We start from the raw sequence: 16,664 nt of genomic DNA on the forward strand, positions 1-16,664 counted from the left end.
CTAACTAGTCAAGAAGGATTCCATGCGCCGTATTCTCGCCCCAGTGATTGCCTCCGTTCTCGTCCTCGCCGGCTGCGGCGGAGGAGCAGATTCAGCCGACGAGGCCTCGGGGCCCACCGTCGACACGAAGTTCGGCGCCGTCGAGGTGCCCGCCGACCCGCAGAAGGTCGTGGCGCTGGGATGGGGCGATGCCGAGACCGCTCTGGCGGTCGGAGTCCAGCCCGTCGGCGCCTCTGACTGGGTCGAGTTCGGCGGCAAGGGCGTCGGCCCCTGGGCCGAAGATCTCTACGACGAAGCCCCGGAGATCATCGCGACGATGGAACCCGACTACGAGGCCATTGCCGCACTCGAGCCCGACGTCATCCTCGACACGAACAGCTCCGGAGAGAAGGAGCGCTACGACCGCCTCTCCGAGATCGCTCCGACGGTCGGAGTGCCGGAAGGCGGCGACAACTACCTGACGACGATGGACCAGCAGGTCGACCTCGTCTCCCAGGCGCTCGGCAAGGAAGACGACGGGAAGAAGCTGCTCGACGAGCTCGACAAGACCTATGCCGATGCGCGCGAAGCCCATCCGGAGTTCAAGGACAAGTCCGTGACCGTGGCAGCGAAGACCTCCGAGGGCTGGGGCGCCTACGTCGAGGAATCAGGTCGCGTGCAGGTCATGAAGCAGCTCGGCTTCAAACAGTCCGAGACGATTGCCGGAATGAAGGCGGACGGCTTCTCCGTGCCGATCTCCGAGGAGAACCTCGATCAGCTCGACGCGGACCTGCTCCTGACGTTCCCGATCTACATCGAGGACAAGGATGTCACCGAGGATGCTGCCTACAAGCGCATTCCTGCCGTCAAGGACGGGCACGACCTCGTTCTGACCAACGACAATGACGACATCCGCAAGGCATTCTCACTCAACTCGATCCTCTCGGCCAAGTACACCGCGGAGGAGCTCCCGGGACTCATCGCCGACAAGGTGAAGTAACCGACTGACGAGCGCTGCTGCGCGCCCCTGCGCAGAACTCACACAGCGGCACGCCACGCATCCAGGCCGAGGTCGATGATGCGGGCGTGCCGCACATTTTGAAGCGAATCGATCGGCAGCCATTCCGCCCGATCCGTCGTCCCGTCGACCTCGAGTGTGCCCAAGGTGCCTCCGGTGATCCGCGCCTCGTAGACAACCCGTACGCCTTTGAAAGGACGATCCGTCGAATCGCTGAAGATCGGATTGCGACGTGCTTCCGTGAAGGAATGAGTGGTCAGCGGGCGGACGACCTCAGCGTCGAACCCGGTCTCCTCTTTGATCTCACGGACCGTGCCGGCTTCGATGCTCTCGTCGAACTCGATTCCGCCTCCGGGCAGCGTCCAGATCGCGTGCAGGCGGTCCTTTCCGCCGTTGAACCAGCTGAGGAGGATTTCGTCGTCGTCATTGACGATGACCGCATAACCGGCAAGTCGGGTGTCATATTCGGAGAAGTGCATGACCTCACCCTACCCGCGTCAGCAGTGACCGCCGGGTGAGGAACTCAACAGGGTTGCTGATATGCAGAACGGCACGGGCTAGGCTGGGATCGTGACCACCATCAACAGCACTCGAATCGGCGGGTCCGGGCGCCTGGTCGTCTTCCTCCACGGCCTGTTCGGCCGAGGCAAGAACTTCGCCCGCATCGCCAAGGACATCGAGCCCGAATTCTCCAGTCTCCTCGTCGACCTGCCCAACCACGGTGAATCCGAATGGACAGAGACCTTCGACTATGTCGAGCTCGCCGATGCCGTGGCGGCCCATATCGCCGAGGCGGTCGATCCCGGCGATCAGCCCGTGCACCTGGTCGGACATTCCCTGGGTGGAAAGGTCGCCATGGTGCTCGCCCTGCGCCACCCCGAACTCATCGACCGCCTCGTCGTCGTCGACATCGGCCCCAACGCCGGCGGGTCCACCGGAGTCTTCGACCATCTGCTCTCCAGTCTCGCCTCCCTCGACCTCGACCGGATCGAATCGCGCACCGACGCGGATGAGGCGCTTCGGGAGCCGATCCCCGAGGCCGCGATCAGGGGATTCCTGCTGCAGAACCTGCGCCCCACCTCGGCGGGGTATTCCTGGCAGCCCAATCTGCCGCTGCTGCACTCGAGCCTCGACATCATCGGAGGCTTCCCGGACATGGGCGGTGCCGTCTTCGACCATCGGGTCCTCTGGGTCGCCGGTGAGAAATCGGACTATGTCGACCGTGACGACCTGCCGCAGATGCGCAGTCTGTTCCCCCGCACCACCCTTCTCACCGTCAAAGGGTCGGGGCATTGGGTGCACTCGGAGAAACCGCGTGAGTTCGTCTCAGCACTGTCGGCATTCCTCAGCCGCCCCTGAAAAGGAATATGCTGAACGCGCTCGACGTTGCCACAGCGAGCACAATTGGACTCAAACCCTCAGGAGGAATGCGTGAGCACTTCGATCCCGGCCGATCCCGCAGAGAAGTTCGCCGAATACGCGGACGGAACCCGACTGGTCAGCACCGATTGGGTGGCTGAGCATGCAGGCGATCCCGGACTCGTCATCGTCGAAAGCGACGAAGACGTGCTGCTCTACGAAACGGGGCATATTCCCGGAGCGGTCAAGGTCGATTGGCACACGGAACTCAACGACCCGGTCACCCGTGACTACGTCGACGGCGAAGGATTCGCCGCACTCATGTCCGCCAAGGGCATCTCCCGCGATGACACCATCGTCGTCTACGGCGACAAGTCCAACTGGTGGGCCGCCTACGCGCTGTGGGTCTTCACTCTCTTCGGCCACGAAGACGTCCGCCTCATGGACGGCGGTCGCGCGAAATGGCAGGCCGAGGGCCGCGAGATGACCACGGACAAGCCGCAGCCCGTACCCTCCGAATACCCCGTCGTCGAACGTGACGATTCGGTCATCCGCGCCTTCCTTCCCGAGGTTCGAGACAGCCTCGGCGACCTGCCGCTCATCGATGTGCGCAGCCCGGAGGAATACACCGGCGAACGCACCCACATGCCCGCCTACCCGGAGGAAGGGGCACTGCGCGGCGGCCATATCCCCGGCGCGAAGTCGATGCCCTGGGGCAAGGCGGCCAACGAAGACGGCACCTTCAAGTCCGCCGCCGAACTCAAGGAGCTCTACACCGAGCAGGCAGGGCTGGGCGCCAGCGACGAGGTCATCGCTTACTGCCGGATCGGCGAACGCTCCAGCCACACCTGGTTCGTCCTCAAGCACCTCCTCGGATATGAGAACGTGCGCAACTACGACGGCTCCTGGACCGAATGGGGCAATGTCGTCGGCGTGCCGATCGTCACCGGAGCGGAGCCGGGAGAGGTGCCCGGACGCTGATGAGCGAGACGACGACGCCTAAGACCGACGATCTGCCGGAGGCTCTGGCGGAGATCGTCACGGACTTCGCCGAAACCCCGTCCGACGACCGTCTCCAGGTGCTGCTGGAGTTCGCGACGGACCTTCCCGACCTGCCGGAGAAGTACACGGACCACCCGGAGCTGCTCGAGCCGGTACCCGAATGCCAGTCGCCGATCTTCCTCGTCACCGAGGTGACCGACCCCGAGGCGGGGGAGCGGGCGGAAGTGCGCCTGCACTTCTCCGCGCCCCCGGAGGCGCCGACCACGCGGGGCTTCGCCGGGATCCTGCACGAAGGGCTCGACGGAGCCACCGCCGAGGCGATCCTGTCGGTTCCAGCCGACCTGCCCCTGCGGCTGTCGATGTCGGAGATCGTCAGCCCGCTGAGGCTGCGCGGAATGAGCGGAATGCTGTCGCGGATCCAGCGGCAGGTGTCCGAGAGGATCGGCAAGATCACAGCCGAGTGAGACCTCTCTCGCTTGGCTGATGTGGTCCGGTGAGTTACAGTGTGGTTAGCCTGCCCTTAGTCACCTGACCGCCACCTCACTCAAAGGACCACCTCGATGACCGGTTCCGCCACCTCCGCCGAGGCGAAACCGCATACCGACACCAGTCATCCGACCGGTGGGAGCCTGCGGATCAGAAGAGTACTGGGACTGGTCGCAGCGATCATTGCGCTCATCGTCGTGATCGCAGCCTCCTTGGCGATCGGCGCCAGGGACATGCCGATCTCGGAGGTCCTCCGAGCCTTCTTCGCGCCCACCGGCAGCGACGATCAGCTCGTCGTCCTCGAACTGCGCCTGCCGCGGACCGTGCTCGGCATCCTCGTCGGCATGGGATTGGGCCTGGCCGGCGGTCTCATCCAAGCCCTGACGCGCAACCCCCTGGCCGATCCGGGCATCCTCGGCGTCAACGCGGGTGCGTCCCTGGCGATCACGATCGGCGTCGCATTCTTCGGGATCTCCTCGATCACCGGTTACATCTGGTTCGCGTTCGCCGGCGCCCTCGTCGCCACTGTCGGCGTCTATGTCATCGGGTCCGCGGGCCGCAGCCGCACGGTCGATCCGATCCGCCTGACTCTGGCCGGAGTCGCCGTCGCCGCTGTGCTCACCGGACTGACCAAAGCCATCCTGCTGACCAACGAACGCGCCTTCGACGCCTTCCGATCCTGGGACGTCGGCGCGATCGCCGGCCGCGATTTCGATACGATCACCGCGATCCTGCCGTTCATGGTCATCGGCACCGTGCTCGCACTGGCACTGTCCCACTCACTCAACGCCGTGGCCCTCGGCGACGATCTGGCCGCCAGCCTCGGCACCTCGGTCAACCGCACCCGAGTGCTCTCCATCCTCGCGGTGACCCTCCTTGCCGGAGCGGCTACGGCCGCCGCCGGACCGATCGGATTCATCGGCCTGATGATTCCGCACATCGCCCGTTGGATCGTCGGTCCCGACCAGCGCTGGATCCTCGGCTACTCACTCGTCCTGTCTCCCATTCTGCTCCTGGCCTCGGACGTCATCGGCAGAGTCGTGATGAAACCCGGCGAACTCCAAGTCGGAGTCGTCACCGCGTTCGTCGGTGCTCCGGTGCTCATCGCCCTTGTCCGTCGAAAGAAGGCGAGCGGCCTGTGAAGACCACCAACCTCGCGGTGCCCGACCGCAGCCTCACCGCGCACCCGCATGCACTACCGGGGGAGAAAGTCGACTTCGGCCGGCCCATGCTGCGAGTCTTCGGATTCCGCATCGACCTGCGGGTTGTCATCACCGCCGGAATCATCACGCTGATCGCGCTGGCCTGCGGCTTCGCCGGTCTCATGCTCGGCAAGTTCTCGCTGACTCCGACCGAAGTGTTCCAGGGCCTGTTCGGGGCCGCTGAGAAGCGCATCGTCAATACCGTCGTCGGGGAGTGGCGGGCACCGCGCATCATCGCCGGCATCGTCCTCGGCGCCGGACTCGGAGTCTCCGGAGCCGTCTTCCAATCGCTGACACGCAATCCTCTCGGCTCCCCGGACATCATCGGCTTCTCCACCGGTGCCTACACCGGCGGCATCGTCACGATCATCGTCTTCGGCACGAGCTTCGTCTCCACCGCGGCGGGCGCGATCATCGGCGGACTCCTGACCGCCGTGGTCGTCTACCTGCTCACCTGGAAAGGCGGGGTCCAGGGCTTCCGGCTCATCATCGTGGGTATCGCACTGACGGCGATGCTCAACGCCTTCAACACCTGGCTGATCATGCGCGCCGATCTCGAGCTCGCCATGGCCGCTGCCACATGGGGTGCCGGAACCCTGAATGGAATGGGCTGGTCGACGATCGCACCGGCGGCTGTGGCCACCATCGTCCTCGGTCTGGTCTGCGGACTCTTCTCCCGAGATCTCGGCACTCTGGAACTCGGCGACGATACGGCGAAAGCGCTGGGCGTACGCAACGAGCCCATCCGTGCCGTTCTCATCGTCATCGCCGTCGCCCTCGTCGCCGTGGTCACGGCCGCGGCCGGTCCGATTGCCTTCGTCGCCTTGGCCGCACCGCAGATCGGGCGGCGGATCGCGCGGGCGCAGGGCACCAGCCTGCTGACCTCCGCGGCTGTCGGAGCACTGCTCCTCGTCGCCGCCGACCTCATCGCCCAACATGCGTTCGGCGATATCCAACTGCCCGTCGGCGTCATCACCGTGAGCATCGGCGGCATCTACCTCATCTGGCTCCTCATCCAAGAAGCTCGGAAGGCATCATGAGCATTCCCAACCCCGCAGGCGCAGCCTCCCCGCTGATCGCCGAGAACCTCGACCTGGCCTATGACCAGCGCCAGATCGTCAGCGATCTCGACGTGAGCATTCCCGACGGTAAGTTCTCGATCATCGTCGGCCCCAACGCGTGCGGCAAATCAACTCTGCTGCGTGCTCTCGCGCGACTGCTGCCGCCGGCGAAGGGCACTGTGCTTCTCGATGGGAACAACATCGAGAAGATGAAGACGAAGAAGATCGCCCAGCGGTTGGGTCTTCTCCCGCAGTCGTCCATCGCCCCGGACGGGATCACGGTCGCCGAGCTCGTCTCCCGCGGGCGGCACCCGCATCAGTCGTTCCTGCGCCAGTGGACCGACGCCGATGAAGCAGCTGTGCTGTCGGCGCTGCGGGCGACGAACACCGAAGAGCTGTCCTCACGGCTCGTCGACGAGCTCTCCGGCGGTCAGCGTCAGCGCGTCTGGGTGGCCATGGTGCTCGCTCAGGAGACTTCCCTCCTGCTGCTCGACGAACCGACGACCTTTCTCGACGTCGCCTATCAGATCGAGCTGCTCGACCTGTTCTCGCAGCTCAATCACGAATACGGGCACACGCTGGTCGCCGTCCTCCACGACCTCAACCAAGCCTGCCGCTACGCCGACGAGATCATCGCCATGAAGAACGGTTCGATCGTCGCTCAGGGGGCTCCGGAGACGATCATCACCTCGGAACTCGTCAACGAGGTCTTCGGCATCGACTGCACAGTCATCGACGATCCGGTCACGGGTGCGCCGATGATCGTGGCGGGAGCACCGAAGAAGGCATTCGCTCAGCGCTGAGCGCACGTATCCCGGAAATGAGAACCCTAATGACAAGGACCGCTCTCGGAGTCATCTCGGTGCTGGCGGCCTCGACGCTGCTGCTGGCAGGATGCGGCGGAACCGATGAGGCGGCGGACAACGCCGACTCGGTCACGGTCGACACTCTCAAGGGGGAGGTCGAAGTCCCGGCTGGTGCGAAGAACGTCGTCGTCCTCAATTCGCCTGCCGCTGACGCGGCTGCGGGAATGGGCGTGACACCGGTCGCCGTTGCATCCACGAAAGACCAGATCATGCCGTGGCAGAAGGGCGTCACCGACGATGTCGCGGACGATTCGCTCATCAACGCCGAATATGCGCCGAACCTCGAGAAGATCGCGGAATACGAACCGGATGTCATCTTCGCAGCACCCTGGAATATCGCCGACGACTCCACCTACGAGCAGCTCTCCGACATCGCTCCGGTGATCATTCCGGACACGGAGTCGGCGAATCCCGACTGGGATGAGATGACCGAACAGGTCGGCGAAGCTCTGGGGAAGTCTGATGAGGCAGAGAAACTGATCGACACGACGAAAGACAAGCTCGAAGCCGGCGGTGCCGACCTCGGGGTCAACGGGAAGTCATATCAGCTGATCTCGCCGCGGGCCGAAGGGATCTATTTCGGTAACGCCGCACCGCTGGAACTCTTCGGCCTCAAACCCGGGCAGCACCAGACGCCTGAAGAGATCAACAAGTTCACTCTCTCGGCCGAGAATCTCGACGAGCTCGACGCAGACTACCTCTTCGTGTGGGCCATGGACGACGACGGGAAGAAGCAGGTCGTTGACAATCCGAGCTATGACTCGCTGCCGTCGGTGAAGAACGGCACCGCAGCCTTCATCGACGCCGAATTCGCGACCGCCGTCAATGCCGCCAGCCCGGCCAGCCTCGACTGGCTGGTGACCGACAGCGGCATCGAGGACATGCTCAGGAAGTAGGCGACCGGGCCAGCCCTTCTCTCACCGGCCCAACCCAACTCACGGAGCCCGGAACCCGAGCGACGAGGGACGCCGCCGCAGCTCAGGCGGTAGCAGTGTCCTTCTTGCCGTCCTTCTTCAAGAGTGCCTTGACTCCGAAGATCACGCCGACGACGATGCCTCCCCAGATCGCACCGAGGATGAGGGAGAAGAACGTGTTGACCAGCCAACCCAGGAAGCCGCCGAGGACCGCGATCGCGGCGACGGGCTCTTCGAAGTGGTGGACGAAGCCGTAGAGGGCGTGGAAGCCGAGCTCGTCGGTGCCGACGAGGATGATGTGTCCTCCGACCCACAGCATGGCGAAGGTGCCCACGACGGAGAGCAGAGCGAGCAGCTTCGGCATCGCTCCGACGAGGAACCGACCGAACTTCTGCTGCCCGGGTGAGTCCTTCTTCGCCATATGCAGACCGATGTCATCCATCTTCACAATGAGTGCGACGACACCGTAGACGCCGACGGTGATCGCAACGCCGACGACGGCGAGGATGACGGCACGGCTGGTCAGGGATTCGGCGGCCACCTCGTTGAGGGCGATGACCATGATCTCGCAGCTGAGGACGAAATCGGTGGTGATGGCCGATCGCACGACCTTCTTCTCTGCCGCCTTGCCATCGGTCGACTGTTCGGCGGCCGGGGTGTCCTTCTCGTGGTGGGCGATCCAGCCGAGCTTCTCGAAGACCTTCTCGGCACCCTCATAGCAGAGGTAGGTGCCGCCGATCATGAGCAGCGGAGTGAGGAGCCAGGGCAGAAACTGGCTGAGCAGGAGAATGATCGGGAGGATGATGACGAGCTTGTTGAATAGGGAGCCCAACGCGATGCGCTGGATGATCGGAAGCTCGCGTTTGGGGTCCACTCCTTCGACGAACTTCGGCGTCACCGCGGCATCGTCGATGACGACCCCAGCCGCCTTCGCACCGGCTCGTGACGCACCTGCGGCGACATCGTCGAGGCTGGCAGCCGAGAGTTTGACGAGTGCGGCCACATCGTCGAGGAGTGCGATCAGACCTCCGGCCATCTAACGACCGCCGAGCTTGTGAGTTGGGCCGGACGGCTGACGATGAAGGTCGCCGAGGTGGTTCTCGGCAGCGTCGAAGAGGTGCAGACGGTCGCCGTCGGGTTCGACTCTCCTGGCTTTGGGAACCCAGGTGACCATTCCGGGAGCGGCTTTGAGCGTCATCATCGAGGACTTGATCATCAAACCCTCGGGCTCGGCCGACCATGAGGTCATAAGGTTGTTGGCGCCGTCGCTGCCGCGCAGTGAGCCGTCCTCGGTGAACTCGAGGAAGGCCCGCTCGTTCGTCTCGGCCGTCCAGCGGCCGATGAGTTCCTGTGTCATTTGTCGTCCTTTTCCAGTCCGCCGATGACTTTCCCGTTGCTGTCTTTGACCTTCATGACATCGCCTTCGATAGTCGCCGTTGAGGCTTTGCTCAGCCAGGTGTCGACGCCGGCGCAGGCTTTCTGGGTCGACATGAAGGAGTCGATGGTGATCTCGTCGCCTTTGACCTTCCAGCTCGTGACGATCGCGTTGCAGCCGTCAGAGCCTTCGAGCGAGCCGTCGTCAGAGAATTCGAGGAACGGGTCGCCCTTCTCCGGTGAGGTCCATTTACCGGTGGGATCGAGCTTGGAGGCGTCGTCGCTGGGAGACGTGGTTTCGCTGGACTCGGTGGGGGAGGGGGAGCTGGGGTTTCGGGGGTCGTTGCCGGTGTCACAGGCTGCCAGCGGCAGAGTGAGAGCAAAGGCCGCGAGTCCGAGCGCGAGCCTCGAGGCGGGTCTTACGGAGGCCAGGGGGCGAAGCTTTGTGTGGTTCGGCATGCCCCTGATCATAACGGCACCGTTTTCGAGCGACCTGGAAGAACACAGGACAGCTTGTGTAGTCCGACTTCTGTAAGTTGTGTTCACCTGGGACATTGATGGTTCTTGCATTGCGTCGTGATCAAACCGTAACCTTTCACACGGTTGGAAATCTGACACCGGAAGCATGAACCGCCGAGTCGCGGCGAAGCCTGTTGACGGGGTCGGGCAATCGAAGCATCGACAACGATCAAGGGAATCAACCTTATGCAGAAGAAACTCGTGCAGAGTTCACTGGCGATCAGCGCCGCTGCGGCGCTGAGCCTGAGCGGCGCGCTCGTCGCCTCACCGGCGATGGCTGACAACGCCCCGCAGAAGCTGGACCTTCAGAGTGAAGCTCACGTCCAGAAGGCACTTTCCGGTATCGAAGGCGTCAACGCCTACGGCACCGACGGCGGCGAGCTCAGCATCGGCGTTGCCAAGAAGACCGACGAGATCAAGAAGCTCGAAAAGAAGTACCAGAACATCAAGGTCACCGAGGGCGTCAAGGAACTGAAGCCCTATGCGAAGAATGATCTCGTCGGCGGTGCCGGCTACCTGGTCAAGGCCGGCGAGAGCGGCGGGGCCTGCTCGACCGGTTTCTCCGGCTGGGACGGAGACGGCAAGCCCGTCGTCCTGACCGCCGGTCACTGCTCGAAGATCATCAACGAGCAGACCAACGAGTTCGACGGCGACACCACTGTCGATCAGACCGAGAAGCCCTCGATCTCCGAGGCCAACGGCGGCGAAGGCTTCCAGGCCTCCGGCAGCGGCGTCATCGGCAAGTGGGGCTTCCACAACTTCGGCGGCGACCTCCTCGAGGGCGCCGACCAGAACAAGTGGCCTGAGCCCAGCGAGTCCGACATCGACTTCGCCGTCATCAACGTCGACGAGTCGAAGTACAACGTCAAGAACGGCATCACCGACTGGTCGACCGCCGATTCGGACGATCTGGCCAAGTCGACCACCGAGATCACCGAGGTCGGTGCGCACAAGGACGGCGCCATCAGCAAGTCCGGTCGCACCACCGGTAAGACCGACGGCGAAGTTCTGCCCCGCTCGGAGTACGACTTCGACTACCAGAATGTCGGCGGTCGTTGGGTCCACGGATTCGGCGTGACCGCGCCGATCGACAAGCCCTTCTCCCAGCCGGGCGACTCCGGCGGCGGCGTCTACCAGGGCAGCACCGCCGTGGGTGTCATCTCCGGCGGCGGCGACCTCGATGCGAACACCTCGTTCACCTGGGTTGCCGACCTGGACCACTCGCTCGAGGAGTCCGGCACGGACTTCAACCTCAAGAAGCCGGGTGAGGAGACCCCTGAGGCACCTGCTGCTCCGAAGGCCGAAGACCAGACCATCGAGCCTGAGGGCAAGGTCAAGGGCAAGGCCGAGGCTGGCGCCAAGGTCGAGGTCAAGTGGGAACCCGCTGAAGGTGCTCAGGCAGCCGAGAACGGTTCTGAGACCGTCACGGCTGACAAGGACGGAAACTTCTCCGTCGAGGGCCCCAAGGCCGAAGGCGACTACAACTTCACTGCGACGGCGATCGTTGACGGACAGGAATCCAAGACGACCGAATTCGATGTGACCGTTGAGAAGGACGAGTCCGAGACTCCCGCTCCTGCCGAGCGTGAGATCAGCGTCGACCCCAAAGAGATCGTCGCGTCCGACTTCGTGAAGGAAGACAAGGGCGTGACGATCACGGTTAAGGGCTTCGACGAGGGCGAGAAGGTCAACCTCGAAGTTGCCAACGGGCCTGAAGGCGTCGAGGGCATCAAGCTGGACGAGACCGCCAATGAGAACGGTGCCGCCGCATTCTCGATCTACGGCACCAGCGCCGAGAACGCCGAGGCCTACCTCGGTAAGTACGACGTCGAGGTTACCGGCGCCAACGATACCGAGGACGAGTCGGCACTGACCGGTACGTTCGAGGTAGTCGCTGACGAAGACGGTTCCGGCGGCGGATCCGGCGGAGACGATGACGGCAACAACGACGACGGCAATGCCGACGGCGGAGCCGGCGACGGAAACGACGATGACGGAAACGGTGACGGCGGTTCTGACCTGCCGCGCACCGGTGCCGAGCTGACCGGCCTGGCCGCCGGAGCCGGACTGCTCCTCGTGGGCGGAACCGCGGTCGTTCTGACCATGCGTCGCAAGAACAACAACTGAGTGCTGTGATGCCGGCCGTCTGACGGTCTGGCGAACTGACACTGACGATGCCCCCGGTCTTCTGACCGGGGGCATCGTCTATTCATGGCGACTGCCTAGAGGCGATAACAGCAAGTCTCTTTGTATACATCTACTGAAGTTTCGTACATTAAGTTCACAGTCTTCGGCCTACTTTTTTGGTAGTCACTGAGTGCGCCCCGTAACCTTATCGTGACTTAGGTCATCAACTTGTGACATTGATCCCTCAGAACAGAGAGACAACAACTTATGCAGAAGAAACTCGTACAGAGTTCGCTGGCGCTCACAGCGGCAACGGCGCTCGGCCTGGGCGGAGCGTTCGCTGCTTCTCCGGCCGTCGCTGACAACGGTCCGCAGAAGCTGAATGTGCAGAGCGATGCGGCTGTGCAGAAGACTCTGGACAAGGCGTCCGGTGTCAACGCATACGGCGCCAAGAACGGCAAGCTCACCATCGGTGTTGAAAAGGCCGACAAGACAACAAAGAAGCTTGAGCAGGATTTCTCGAACGTCAAGGTCGTTGAGGGAGTCAAAGAGCTGAAGGCCTATGCCGGCAACGACTTGGTTGGCGGCGCAGGTTACCTCGTCAAGGCAGGCGAGGGCGGCGGAGCCTGTTCAACCGGATTCTCCGGTTGGGATGCTGATGGAAAGCCGATCGTGCTCACCGCTGGTCACTGCGCGAAGATCATCAACGAGCAGAGCGGGGAATTTGAGGGCGACACGACGGTCGACGAGACCGAACAGCCTTCCACTGCTCCTGCGGTCGGTGGAGAGGGATTCAAGCAGACCGGACTCGGCGTCATCGGCAGCTGGGGTTACAACAAGTTCGGCGGCGAACTGGTTCCTCCGGGTTCAGACGCTCAGCCCAATGACGACGATATCGACTTCGCGGTCATCAATGTCGATGCTTCGAAGTACAACGTCAAGACAGGTGTGACTGACTGGTCGACCGCCGGAGACGACGATCTGGCTGCGAAGCTCGCCACTGATATCACCAAGGTCGGCGCTCACAGCGAAGGTACCGTTCAGAAGGCCGGCCGGACGACCGGACTGACCGAGAACGAGACATGGACTGCCTACAACGAGCAGTTCGACTTCGTCAACGTCAGCGGACGCTTCGTCCATGGTTTCGGTGTTAAGGCACCGTCCGGCAAGCCGTTCTCCGCGCCCGGCGATTCCGGTGGCGGCGTCTTCCAGGGAGACACTGCAGTCGGCGTCATCTCCGGCGGCGGTCCTGCAGAGGACGAGAACGGTCAGGAGATCGACTTCAGCTGGGTAGCCGACCTCGACTACTCGCTCGAGAAGTCCGGACAGTCGATCTCGTTCACTGATCCTAACGAAGAGCCTCCGGGTGATGATGAGGCAGAAGCTGACGCTTCCGCTGCTGCCGACGGTGAAGATGCAGATGCTTCGGCCGCTGCCGAGGGAGACGACGCAAACGCTTCCGACAACGCTGACGCCGACGCCAAGGAAGCTGATGCTTCGTCCGCTGCGGAAGGCGACGACGCTGAAGCTTCGGCCGACGCAGACGGAGCAGAGGCTGACGCTTCCGCTGCCGCCGATGGCGACAATGCCGATGCTTCCTCCTCAGCCGATGGCAAGGATGACAAGGCCGATTCCGACGCCGACGGTGACGAGAAGCCTGAAGCTCCCAAGGTCGGAGACCAGACAGTCGTTGAAGGCGGAAAGATCACCGGCAAGGCTGCTCCGAACGCTGACGTCAAGCTGACCTGGAAGCCCGCTGGCGATGCCCAGGCAGGTTCCGCTCAGGCCCAGGCCGCACCGGCTGAGGGCAGCGTCACGGTCAAGACCGATGCTGATGGAAACTTCTCCACCGAGGCTCCTGCTGAAGCTGGCGAATACGCCTACTCCGCTACGGTCACAGCTAACGGACAGACCTCGGAAGCCACTAACTTCACGGTGACTGTTCGGGCTGCAGAGGCCGAGCGCAAGCTGACTGTCGAGCCGAAGGAGATCGCTGCTTCGGACTTCGTGAAGGAAGACAAGGGCGTGCAGATCACGGCTGAAGGCTTCGAAGAGGGAGAGAAAGTGACCCTCAAGGTTGTCGACGGGCCTGAAGGCGTCAAGGACTACGAGATGACGCAGACTGCCAACGCTGAGGGAGTCGTCGGATTCTCGATCTACGGCACCAGCGCTTCGAACCCCGAGGCCTACCTCGGTAAGTACGACGTTCAGGTCACCGGCGCCAACGACACCGAAGACGAAGAGGCCCTCACCGGCTCCTTCCAGGTTGTTGCCGACGAAGACGGCAACGGCGGCGGCAACGATGGTGACGACAACGGCAACGATGATGGAAACGGTGACGGCGGCGGATCTGATCTGCCTCGCACCGGTGCCGAGCTGACCGGCCTGGCCGCCGGAGCCGGACTGCTCCTCGTCGGTGGAGCCGCTGTTGTTCTGACCATGCGTCGCAAGAAGAACAACTGAAACACACTCTGACGGTCACTCGTTGACCGACTGAGAGAAAGTGCCCCTGGCCTTCTGGCCAGGGGCACTTTCACGTCATCGGACGAAAGCACGGACCGCCGCCCCTGCAGACCGGGCGGCTTCGCTGAAGCCGAGCGACGTGTAGAACTCAGCCAGTCCGGGATCGGCGTCGGTGAGCAGGACGGTCTGTCGGACATCGGCGAAAGGTTCGAGGACGCGAGCGACGAGTTCAGCCCCGATGCCGCGCCGCTGCATTCCTGGAGCGACCAGGACATCTTGGAGGTAGACAAGTGTTCCGAAGTCGCTGACCACGCGCGCCAATCCGACGAGCAGCTCTGCCTGGTGAGCACAAACCACGTGCGAAGAATTGAGGACACTGCGGACCAGTCGTTCCGGGGCGTTCGTGTACGCCGACCATCCGACTGAGTTGTAGAGCGCGAGCATCTCACTGCACGATGGCGGAGTATTCGACGAATACGTGATCCCGGCACGAGTCTGCTCACGGAAATGACGTCGATCATGCCAGTGCAGCTCATGGACGACGCCTGTCTCCCATTCCTCGCGCAGGATCGCATAGCCGACCGAATCCAGCGGATCGCTGCCGATTACAGGCCACGAGCGGCGATAGTGAGCTTCTTTCGTCCAGCCTGCCCGGTCGAAGACCGCCCTCATGGCGTGATTGTCTTCGCGCGTCTGACCCTCGAGTCGAATCGCTCCCGTGGTGGAAAAGACATGAGCGGTAATGGCGGTCAATGCCTCAACGCCGAGGCCCCGACCTCGAAATCGCGAAGCTAATCGGAGGTCGAACATCGGCGTCTCGTCACGAAGATCCTCCAGACGGACGATGCCGATCCGGCCCAGCTCGCTGTGAACGAGCCAGAACGTCTCGGTCTCCTCGCTGATGAAATAGCCGTCCGCAATCCGTTGGCGGACTTCTTCTGCCGACCAGCGAGACAGCCTGGCGTGGAAAGGGAACTCTTCCGTGGTGTAGAACTCAGTCAGATCATGATCGTCGCAGCCATGTGGATCGACCCGGGTCAGCTTCACACTCATGCGCTTAGACTAATCGGTGAGCGCTCACAGCAACTCAACGCAGAGATGAAAGCGACAAGGTGCGCCCGACGAAGGAGTCCAGACATGAGCCTTGAAGACGATCCATTCGACTACCAAATCACCAAATCCGGAATCCTCTTCATTCGCCGAGGCGGCCGCACCGTCATGGAGCTCGGCGGAAAGAAGGTTGCCGCGCTCATTCCCAAACTCGGCCGAGATGACGACACCGACCAGCAGCTGTTGGCACGGGCAACAGGTCACTATCGTCACGGCAACGAACGACAGTCCGGTCGGCATTGAATCTGGCTGGACGTTCGTTCAGTTGTTGGTACTGTATGTGATATGAGTCAATCGACCGTCAGTGAGTTTTCACAGGCCACCGCAGTCACCCGCCAAGGCGACCACAGCTTTACCGCCGACCTCGACGCCGGCTGGAAAGTCGCCGGAGCCGTGAATGGAGGCTACCTCCTCGGAGTCGCCGGACAAGCCCTGCGGGCCGTCAACCCGAGCACCCCGGACCCCCTCGTCATCTCCACCTTCTATCTCGGACCGAGCAGAGAAGGTCCGGTCGACATCTCCACGCGCACACTGCGCGAAGGCCGATCGACGGCGAGCTACGGCATCGAACTCTCCCAGAACGGGGCACCGACGATCTCGGCGATGGCGACGATGGGCAACCTCGGCGACCTTCCCGACGATGTCGGCACGACAGCCACGCCGCCCCAGCTGCCCCCACCGGAAGAATGCGTCGGTGTCGCCGAAGCCAGCGAGGACTTCAAGAAGGCGGCGCCGCTCATCGAACGGTTCGATATGCGCCTCGACCCGGCCACCGCAGGATTCGCGGTCGGCAAACCCAGTGGTCGTGGAGTGCTGCAAGGTTGGATTCGGCTCATCGACGGGACCGACCCGGACCCGCTGTCATTGCTGACTTTCCTCGACTCGTTTCCGCCGGTGATGTTCGACCTCGGTCGCTTCAACTGGGCGCCGACGATGGAACTGACCGCACACGTCCGCGCCCTGCCCGCTCCCGGCTGGATCAGCGCGCGACTGTCCACTCGGAACATCGCCGGCGGAATGTTCGAAGAGGACTGCGAACTGTGGGACTCGGCCGGTCGCCTCGTCGCTCAGTCGCGGCAGTTGGCGCGCCAGCCCCGCGGGTGACGCGACGATGACGGCGGATAACCGACGATGACGCCTTCGACTTGTCATGTCTGTGGGGTGCTCTAGAGTCGGGTCAACAC

17 protein-coding genes are annotated in these 16,664 nt (G+C 63.1%); 12 read left to right on the forward strand and 5 right to left on the reverse strand.

The window, feature by feature from the left end; all coding sequences use genetic code 11:
* Nucleotides 1-22: 22 nt before the first annotated feature.
* Complete coding sequence (locus tag ACOZ9V_RS07775; RefSeq protein ID WP_434594957.1) at nt 23-979, forward strand: ABC transporter substrate-binding protein; 957 nt, start codon at nt 23-25, stop codon at nt 977-979.
* Nucleotides 980-1,017: 38 nt separating this feature from the next.
* On the opposite strand, the gene ACOZ9V_RS07780 is transcribed toward ACOZ9V_RS07775, so the two are convergent.
* Nucleotides 1,018-1,476: an NUDIX hydrolase gene (locus ACOZ9V_RS07780; protein ID WP_139466882.1), complete on the reverse strand. Its 459-nt coding sequence runs from the start codon at nt 1,474-1,476 to the stop codon at nt 1,018-1,020.
* 91 nt (nt 1,477-1,567) lie between these two features.
* On the opposite strand from ACOZ9V_RS07780, the gene ACOZ9V_RS07785 reads away from it, so the two are divergent.
* The 7 genes from ACOZ9V_RS07785 (at nt 1,568) to ACOZ9V_RS07815 (ending at nt 7,869) form a co-directional block, all read left to right on the forward strand.
* Nucleotides 1,568-2,356, forward strand: coding sequence for an alpha/beta fold hydrolase (locus tag ACOZ9V_RS07785; protein WP_434594961.1), 789 nt, complete (start codon nt 1,568-1,570; stop codon nt 2,354-2,356).
* 72 nt (nt 2,357-2,428) lie between these two features.
* Nucleotides 2,429-3,337, forward strand: coding sequence for a sulfurtransferase (locus tag ACOZ9V_RS07790; protein ID WP_420096839.1), 909 nt, complete (start codon nt 2,429-2,431; stop codon nt 3,335-3,337).
* Nucleotides 3,337-3,822: a SufE family protein gene (locus ACOZ9V_RS07795; RefSeq protein ID WP_181270406.1), complete on the forward strand. Its 486-nt coding sequence runs from the start codon at nt 3,337-3,339 to the stop codon at nt 3,820-3,822. Before ACOZ9V_RS07790 ends, ACOZ9V_RS07795 begins: the two co-directional genes overlap by 1 nt.
* Nucleotides 3,823-3,918: 96 nt before the next feature.
* The gene (locus tag ACOZ9V_RS07800; protein ID WP_139466886.1) at nt 3,919-4,986 is read left to right on the forward strand and encodes an iron chelate uptake ABC transporter family permease subunit; all 1,068 of its coding nucleotides are present in this window, start codon (nt 3,919-3,921) and stop codon (nt 4,984-4,986) included.
* 86 nt (nt 4,987-5,072) lie between these two features.
* Nucleotides 5,073-6,086 (forward strand): FecCD family ABC transporter permease, encoded by a 1,014-nt coding sequence (locus ACOZ9V_RS07805; protein WP_434595374.1) that lies wholly within the window; start codon nt 5,073-5,075, stop codon nt 6,084-6,086.
* Nucleotides 6,083-6,910, forward strand: coding sequence for an ABC transporter ATP-binding protein (locus ACOZ9V_RS07810; protein WP_434594966.1), 828 nt, complete (start codon nt 6,083-6,085; stop codon nt 6,908-6,910). The genes ACOZ9V_RS07805 and ACOZ9V_RS07810 overlap by 4 nt, the downstream gene beginning before the upstream one ends.
* Before the next feature lie 29 nt (nt 6,911-6,939).
* On the forward strand, nt 6,940-7,869 hold the full coding sequence (locus ACOZ9V_RS07815) for an ABC transporter substrate-binding protein (protein ID WP_434594969.1): 930 nt from the start codon (nt 6,940-6,942) through the stop codon (nt 7,867-7,869).
* A gap of 82 nt (nt 7,870-7,951) precedes the next feature.
* On the opposite strand, the gene ACOZ9V_RS07820 is transcribed toward ACOZ9V_RS07815, so the two are convergent.
* From ACOZ9V_RS07820 to ACOZ9V_RS07830, 3 genes are read right to left on the reverse strand one after another with little or no spacing between them, the layout of a single operon-like run.
* Nucleotides 7,952-8,923, reverse strand: coding sequence for a DUF808 domain-containing protein (locus tag ACOZ9V_RS07820; RefSeq protein ID WP_434594971.1), 972 nt, complete (start codon nt 8,921-8,923; stop codon nt 7,952-7,954).
* A complete protein-coding gene (locus ACOZ9V_RS07825) occupies nt 8,924-9,244 on the reverse strand; it encodes an META domain-containing protein (RefSeq protein ID WP_434594974.1) in 321 nt (106 codons plus the stop codon).
* Nucleotides 9,241-9,720, reverse strand: coding sequence for an META domain-containing protein (locus ACOZ9V_RS07830; protein ID WP_434594977.1), 480 nt, complete (start codon nt 9,718-9,720; stop codon nt 9,241-9,243). The genes ACOZ9V_RS07825 and ACOZ9V_RS07830 overlap by 4 nt, the downstream gene beginning before the upstream one ends.
* A 246-nt stretch (nt 9,721-9,966) precedes the next feature.
* On the opposite strand from ACOZ9V_RS07830, the gene ACOZ9V_RS07835 reads away from it, so the two are divergent.
* Together ACOZ9V_RS07835 and ACOZ9V_RS07840 are read left to right on the forward strand one after the other, a co-directional pair.
* Entirely contained in the window at nt 9,967-11,907 is a 1,941-nt protein-coding gene (locus ACOZ9V_RS07835; RefSeq protein WP_181270408.1) for a S1 family peptidase, read from the forward strand.
* Between the two features lie 267 nt (nt 11,908-12,174).
* Nucleotides 12,175-14,370 (forward strand): S1 family peptidase, encoded by a 2,196-nt coding sequence (locus ACOZ9V_RS07840; RefSeq protein WP_139466893.1) that lies wholly within the window; start codon nt 12,175-12,177, stop codon nt 14,368-14,370.
* Nucleotides 14,371-14,445: 75 nt separating this feature from the next.
* Here the strand turns inward: ACOZ9V_RS07840 and ACOZ9V_RS07845 are convergent, their stop codons facing one another.
* Nucleotides 14,446-15,423, reverse strand: coding sequence for a GNAT family N-acetyltransferase (locus tag ACOZ9V_RS07845; RefSeq protein WP_434594981.1), 978 nt, complete (start codon nt 15,421-15,423; stop codon nt 14,446-14,448).
* Between the two features lie 84 nt (nt 15,424-15,507).
* Here ACOZ9V_RS07845 and ACOZ9V_RS07850 point away from each other — a divergent pair, with 84 nt between their 5' ends.
* Together ACOZ9V_RS07850 and ACOZ9V_RS07855 are read left to right on the forward strand one after the other, a co-directional pair.
* The gene (locus ACOZ9V_RS07850; RefSeq protein WP_139466894.1) at nt 15,508-15,723 is read left to right on the forward strand and encodes a hypothetical protein; all 216 of its coding nucleotides are present in this window, start codon (nt 15,508-15,510) and stop codon (nt 15,721-15,723) included.
* A 42-nt stretch (nt 15,724-15,765) separates the two neighbouring features.
* On the forward strand, nt 15,766-16,584 hold the full coding sequence (locus ACOZ9V_RS07855) for a thioesterase family protein (protein ID WP_434594985.1): 819 nt from the start codon (nt 15,766-15,768) through the stop codon (nt 16,582-16,584).
* Nucleotides 16,585-16,664 lie beyond the last annotated feature (80 nt).

Source organism: Brevibacterium sp. 1718 (genome assembly GCF_051131255.1).
Lineage (GTDB): Bacteria > Actinomycetota > Actinomycetes > Actinomycetales > Brevibacteriaceae > Brevibacterium > Brevibacterium sediminis.

Excerpts from the sequence above, each read along its gene's own strand:
- ACOZ9V_RS07845 (WP_434594981.1), bottom strand. The coding sequence starts at position 15,423 with ATGAGTGTGAAGCTGACCCGGGTCGATCCACATGGCTGCGACGATCAT.
- ACOZ9V_RS07850 (WP_139466894.1), top strand. The coding sequence starts at position 15,508 with ATGAGCCTTGAAGACGATCCATTCGACTACCAAATCACCAAATCCGGA.
- ACOZ9V_RS07815 (WP_434594969.1), top strand. The coding sequence starts at position 6,940 with ATGACAAGGACCGCTCTCGGAGTCATCTCGGTGCTGGCGGCCTCGACG.
- ACOZ9V_RS07795 (WP_181270406.1), top strand. The coding sequence starts at position 3,337 with ATGAGCGAGACGACGACGCCTAAGACCGACGATCTGCCGGAGGCTCTG.
- ACOZ9V_RS07830 (WP_434594977.1), bottom strand. The coding sequence starts at position 9,720 with ATGCCGAACCACACAAAGCTTCGCCCCCTGGCCTCCGTAAGACCCGCC.
- ACOZ9V_RS07835 (WP_181270408.1), top strand. The coding sequence starts at position 9,967 with ATGCAGAAGAAACTCGTGCAGAGTTCACTGGCGATCAGCGCCGCTGCG.
- ACOZ9V_RS07825 (WP_434594974.1), bottom strand. The coding sequence starts at position 9,244 with ATGACACAGGAACTCATCGGCCGCTGGACGGCCGAGACGAACGAGCGG.
- ACOZ9V_RS07820 (WP_434594971.1), bottom strand. The coding sequence starts at position 8,923 with ATGGCCGGAGGTCTGATCGCACTCCTCGACGATGTGGCCGCACTCGTC.
- ACOZ9V_RS07840 (WP_139466893.1), top strand. The coding sequence starts at position 12,175 with ATGCAGAAGAAACTCGTACAGAGTTCGCTGGCGCTCACAGCGGCAACG.
- ACOZ9V_RS07805 (WP_434595374.1), top strand. The coding sequence starts at position 5,073 with ATGCTGCGAGTCTTCGGATTCCGCATCGACCTGCGGGTTGTCATCACC.
- ACOZ9V_RS07775 (WP_434594957.1), top strand. The coding sequence starts at position 23 with ATGCGCCGTATTCTCGCCCCAGTGATTGCCTCCGTTCTCGTCCTCGCC.
- ACOZ9V_RS07800 (WP_139466886.1), top strand. The coding sequence starts at position 3,919 with ATGACCGGTTCCGCCACCTCCGCCGAGGCGAAACCGCATACCGACACC.
- ACOZ9V_RS07810 (WP_434594966.1), top strand. The coding sequence starts at position 6,083 with ATGAGCATTCCCAACCCCGCAGGCGCAGCCTCCCCGCTGATCGCCGAG.
- ACOZ9V_RS07780 (WP_139466882.1), bottom strand. The coding sequence starts at position 1,476 with ATGCACTTCTCCGAATATGACACCCGACTTGCCGGTTATGCGGTCATC.
- ACOZ9V_RS07855 (WP_434594985.1), top strand. The coding sequence starts at position 15,766 with ATGAGTCAATCGACCGTCAGTGAGTTTTCACAGGCCACCGCAGTCACC.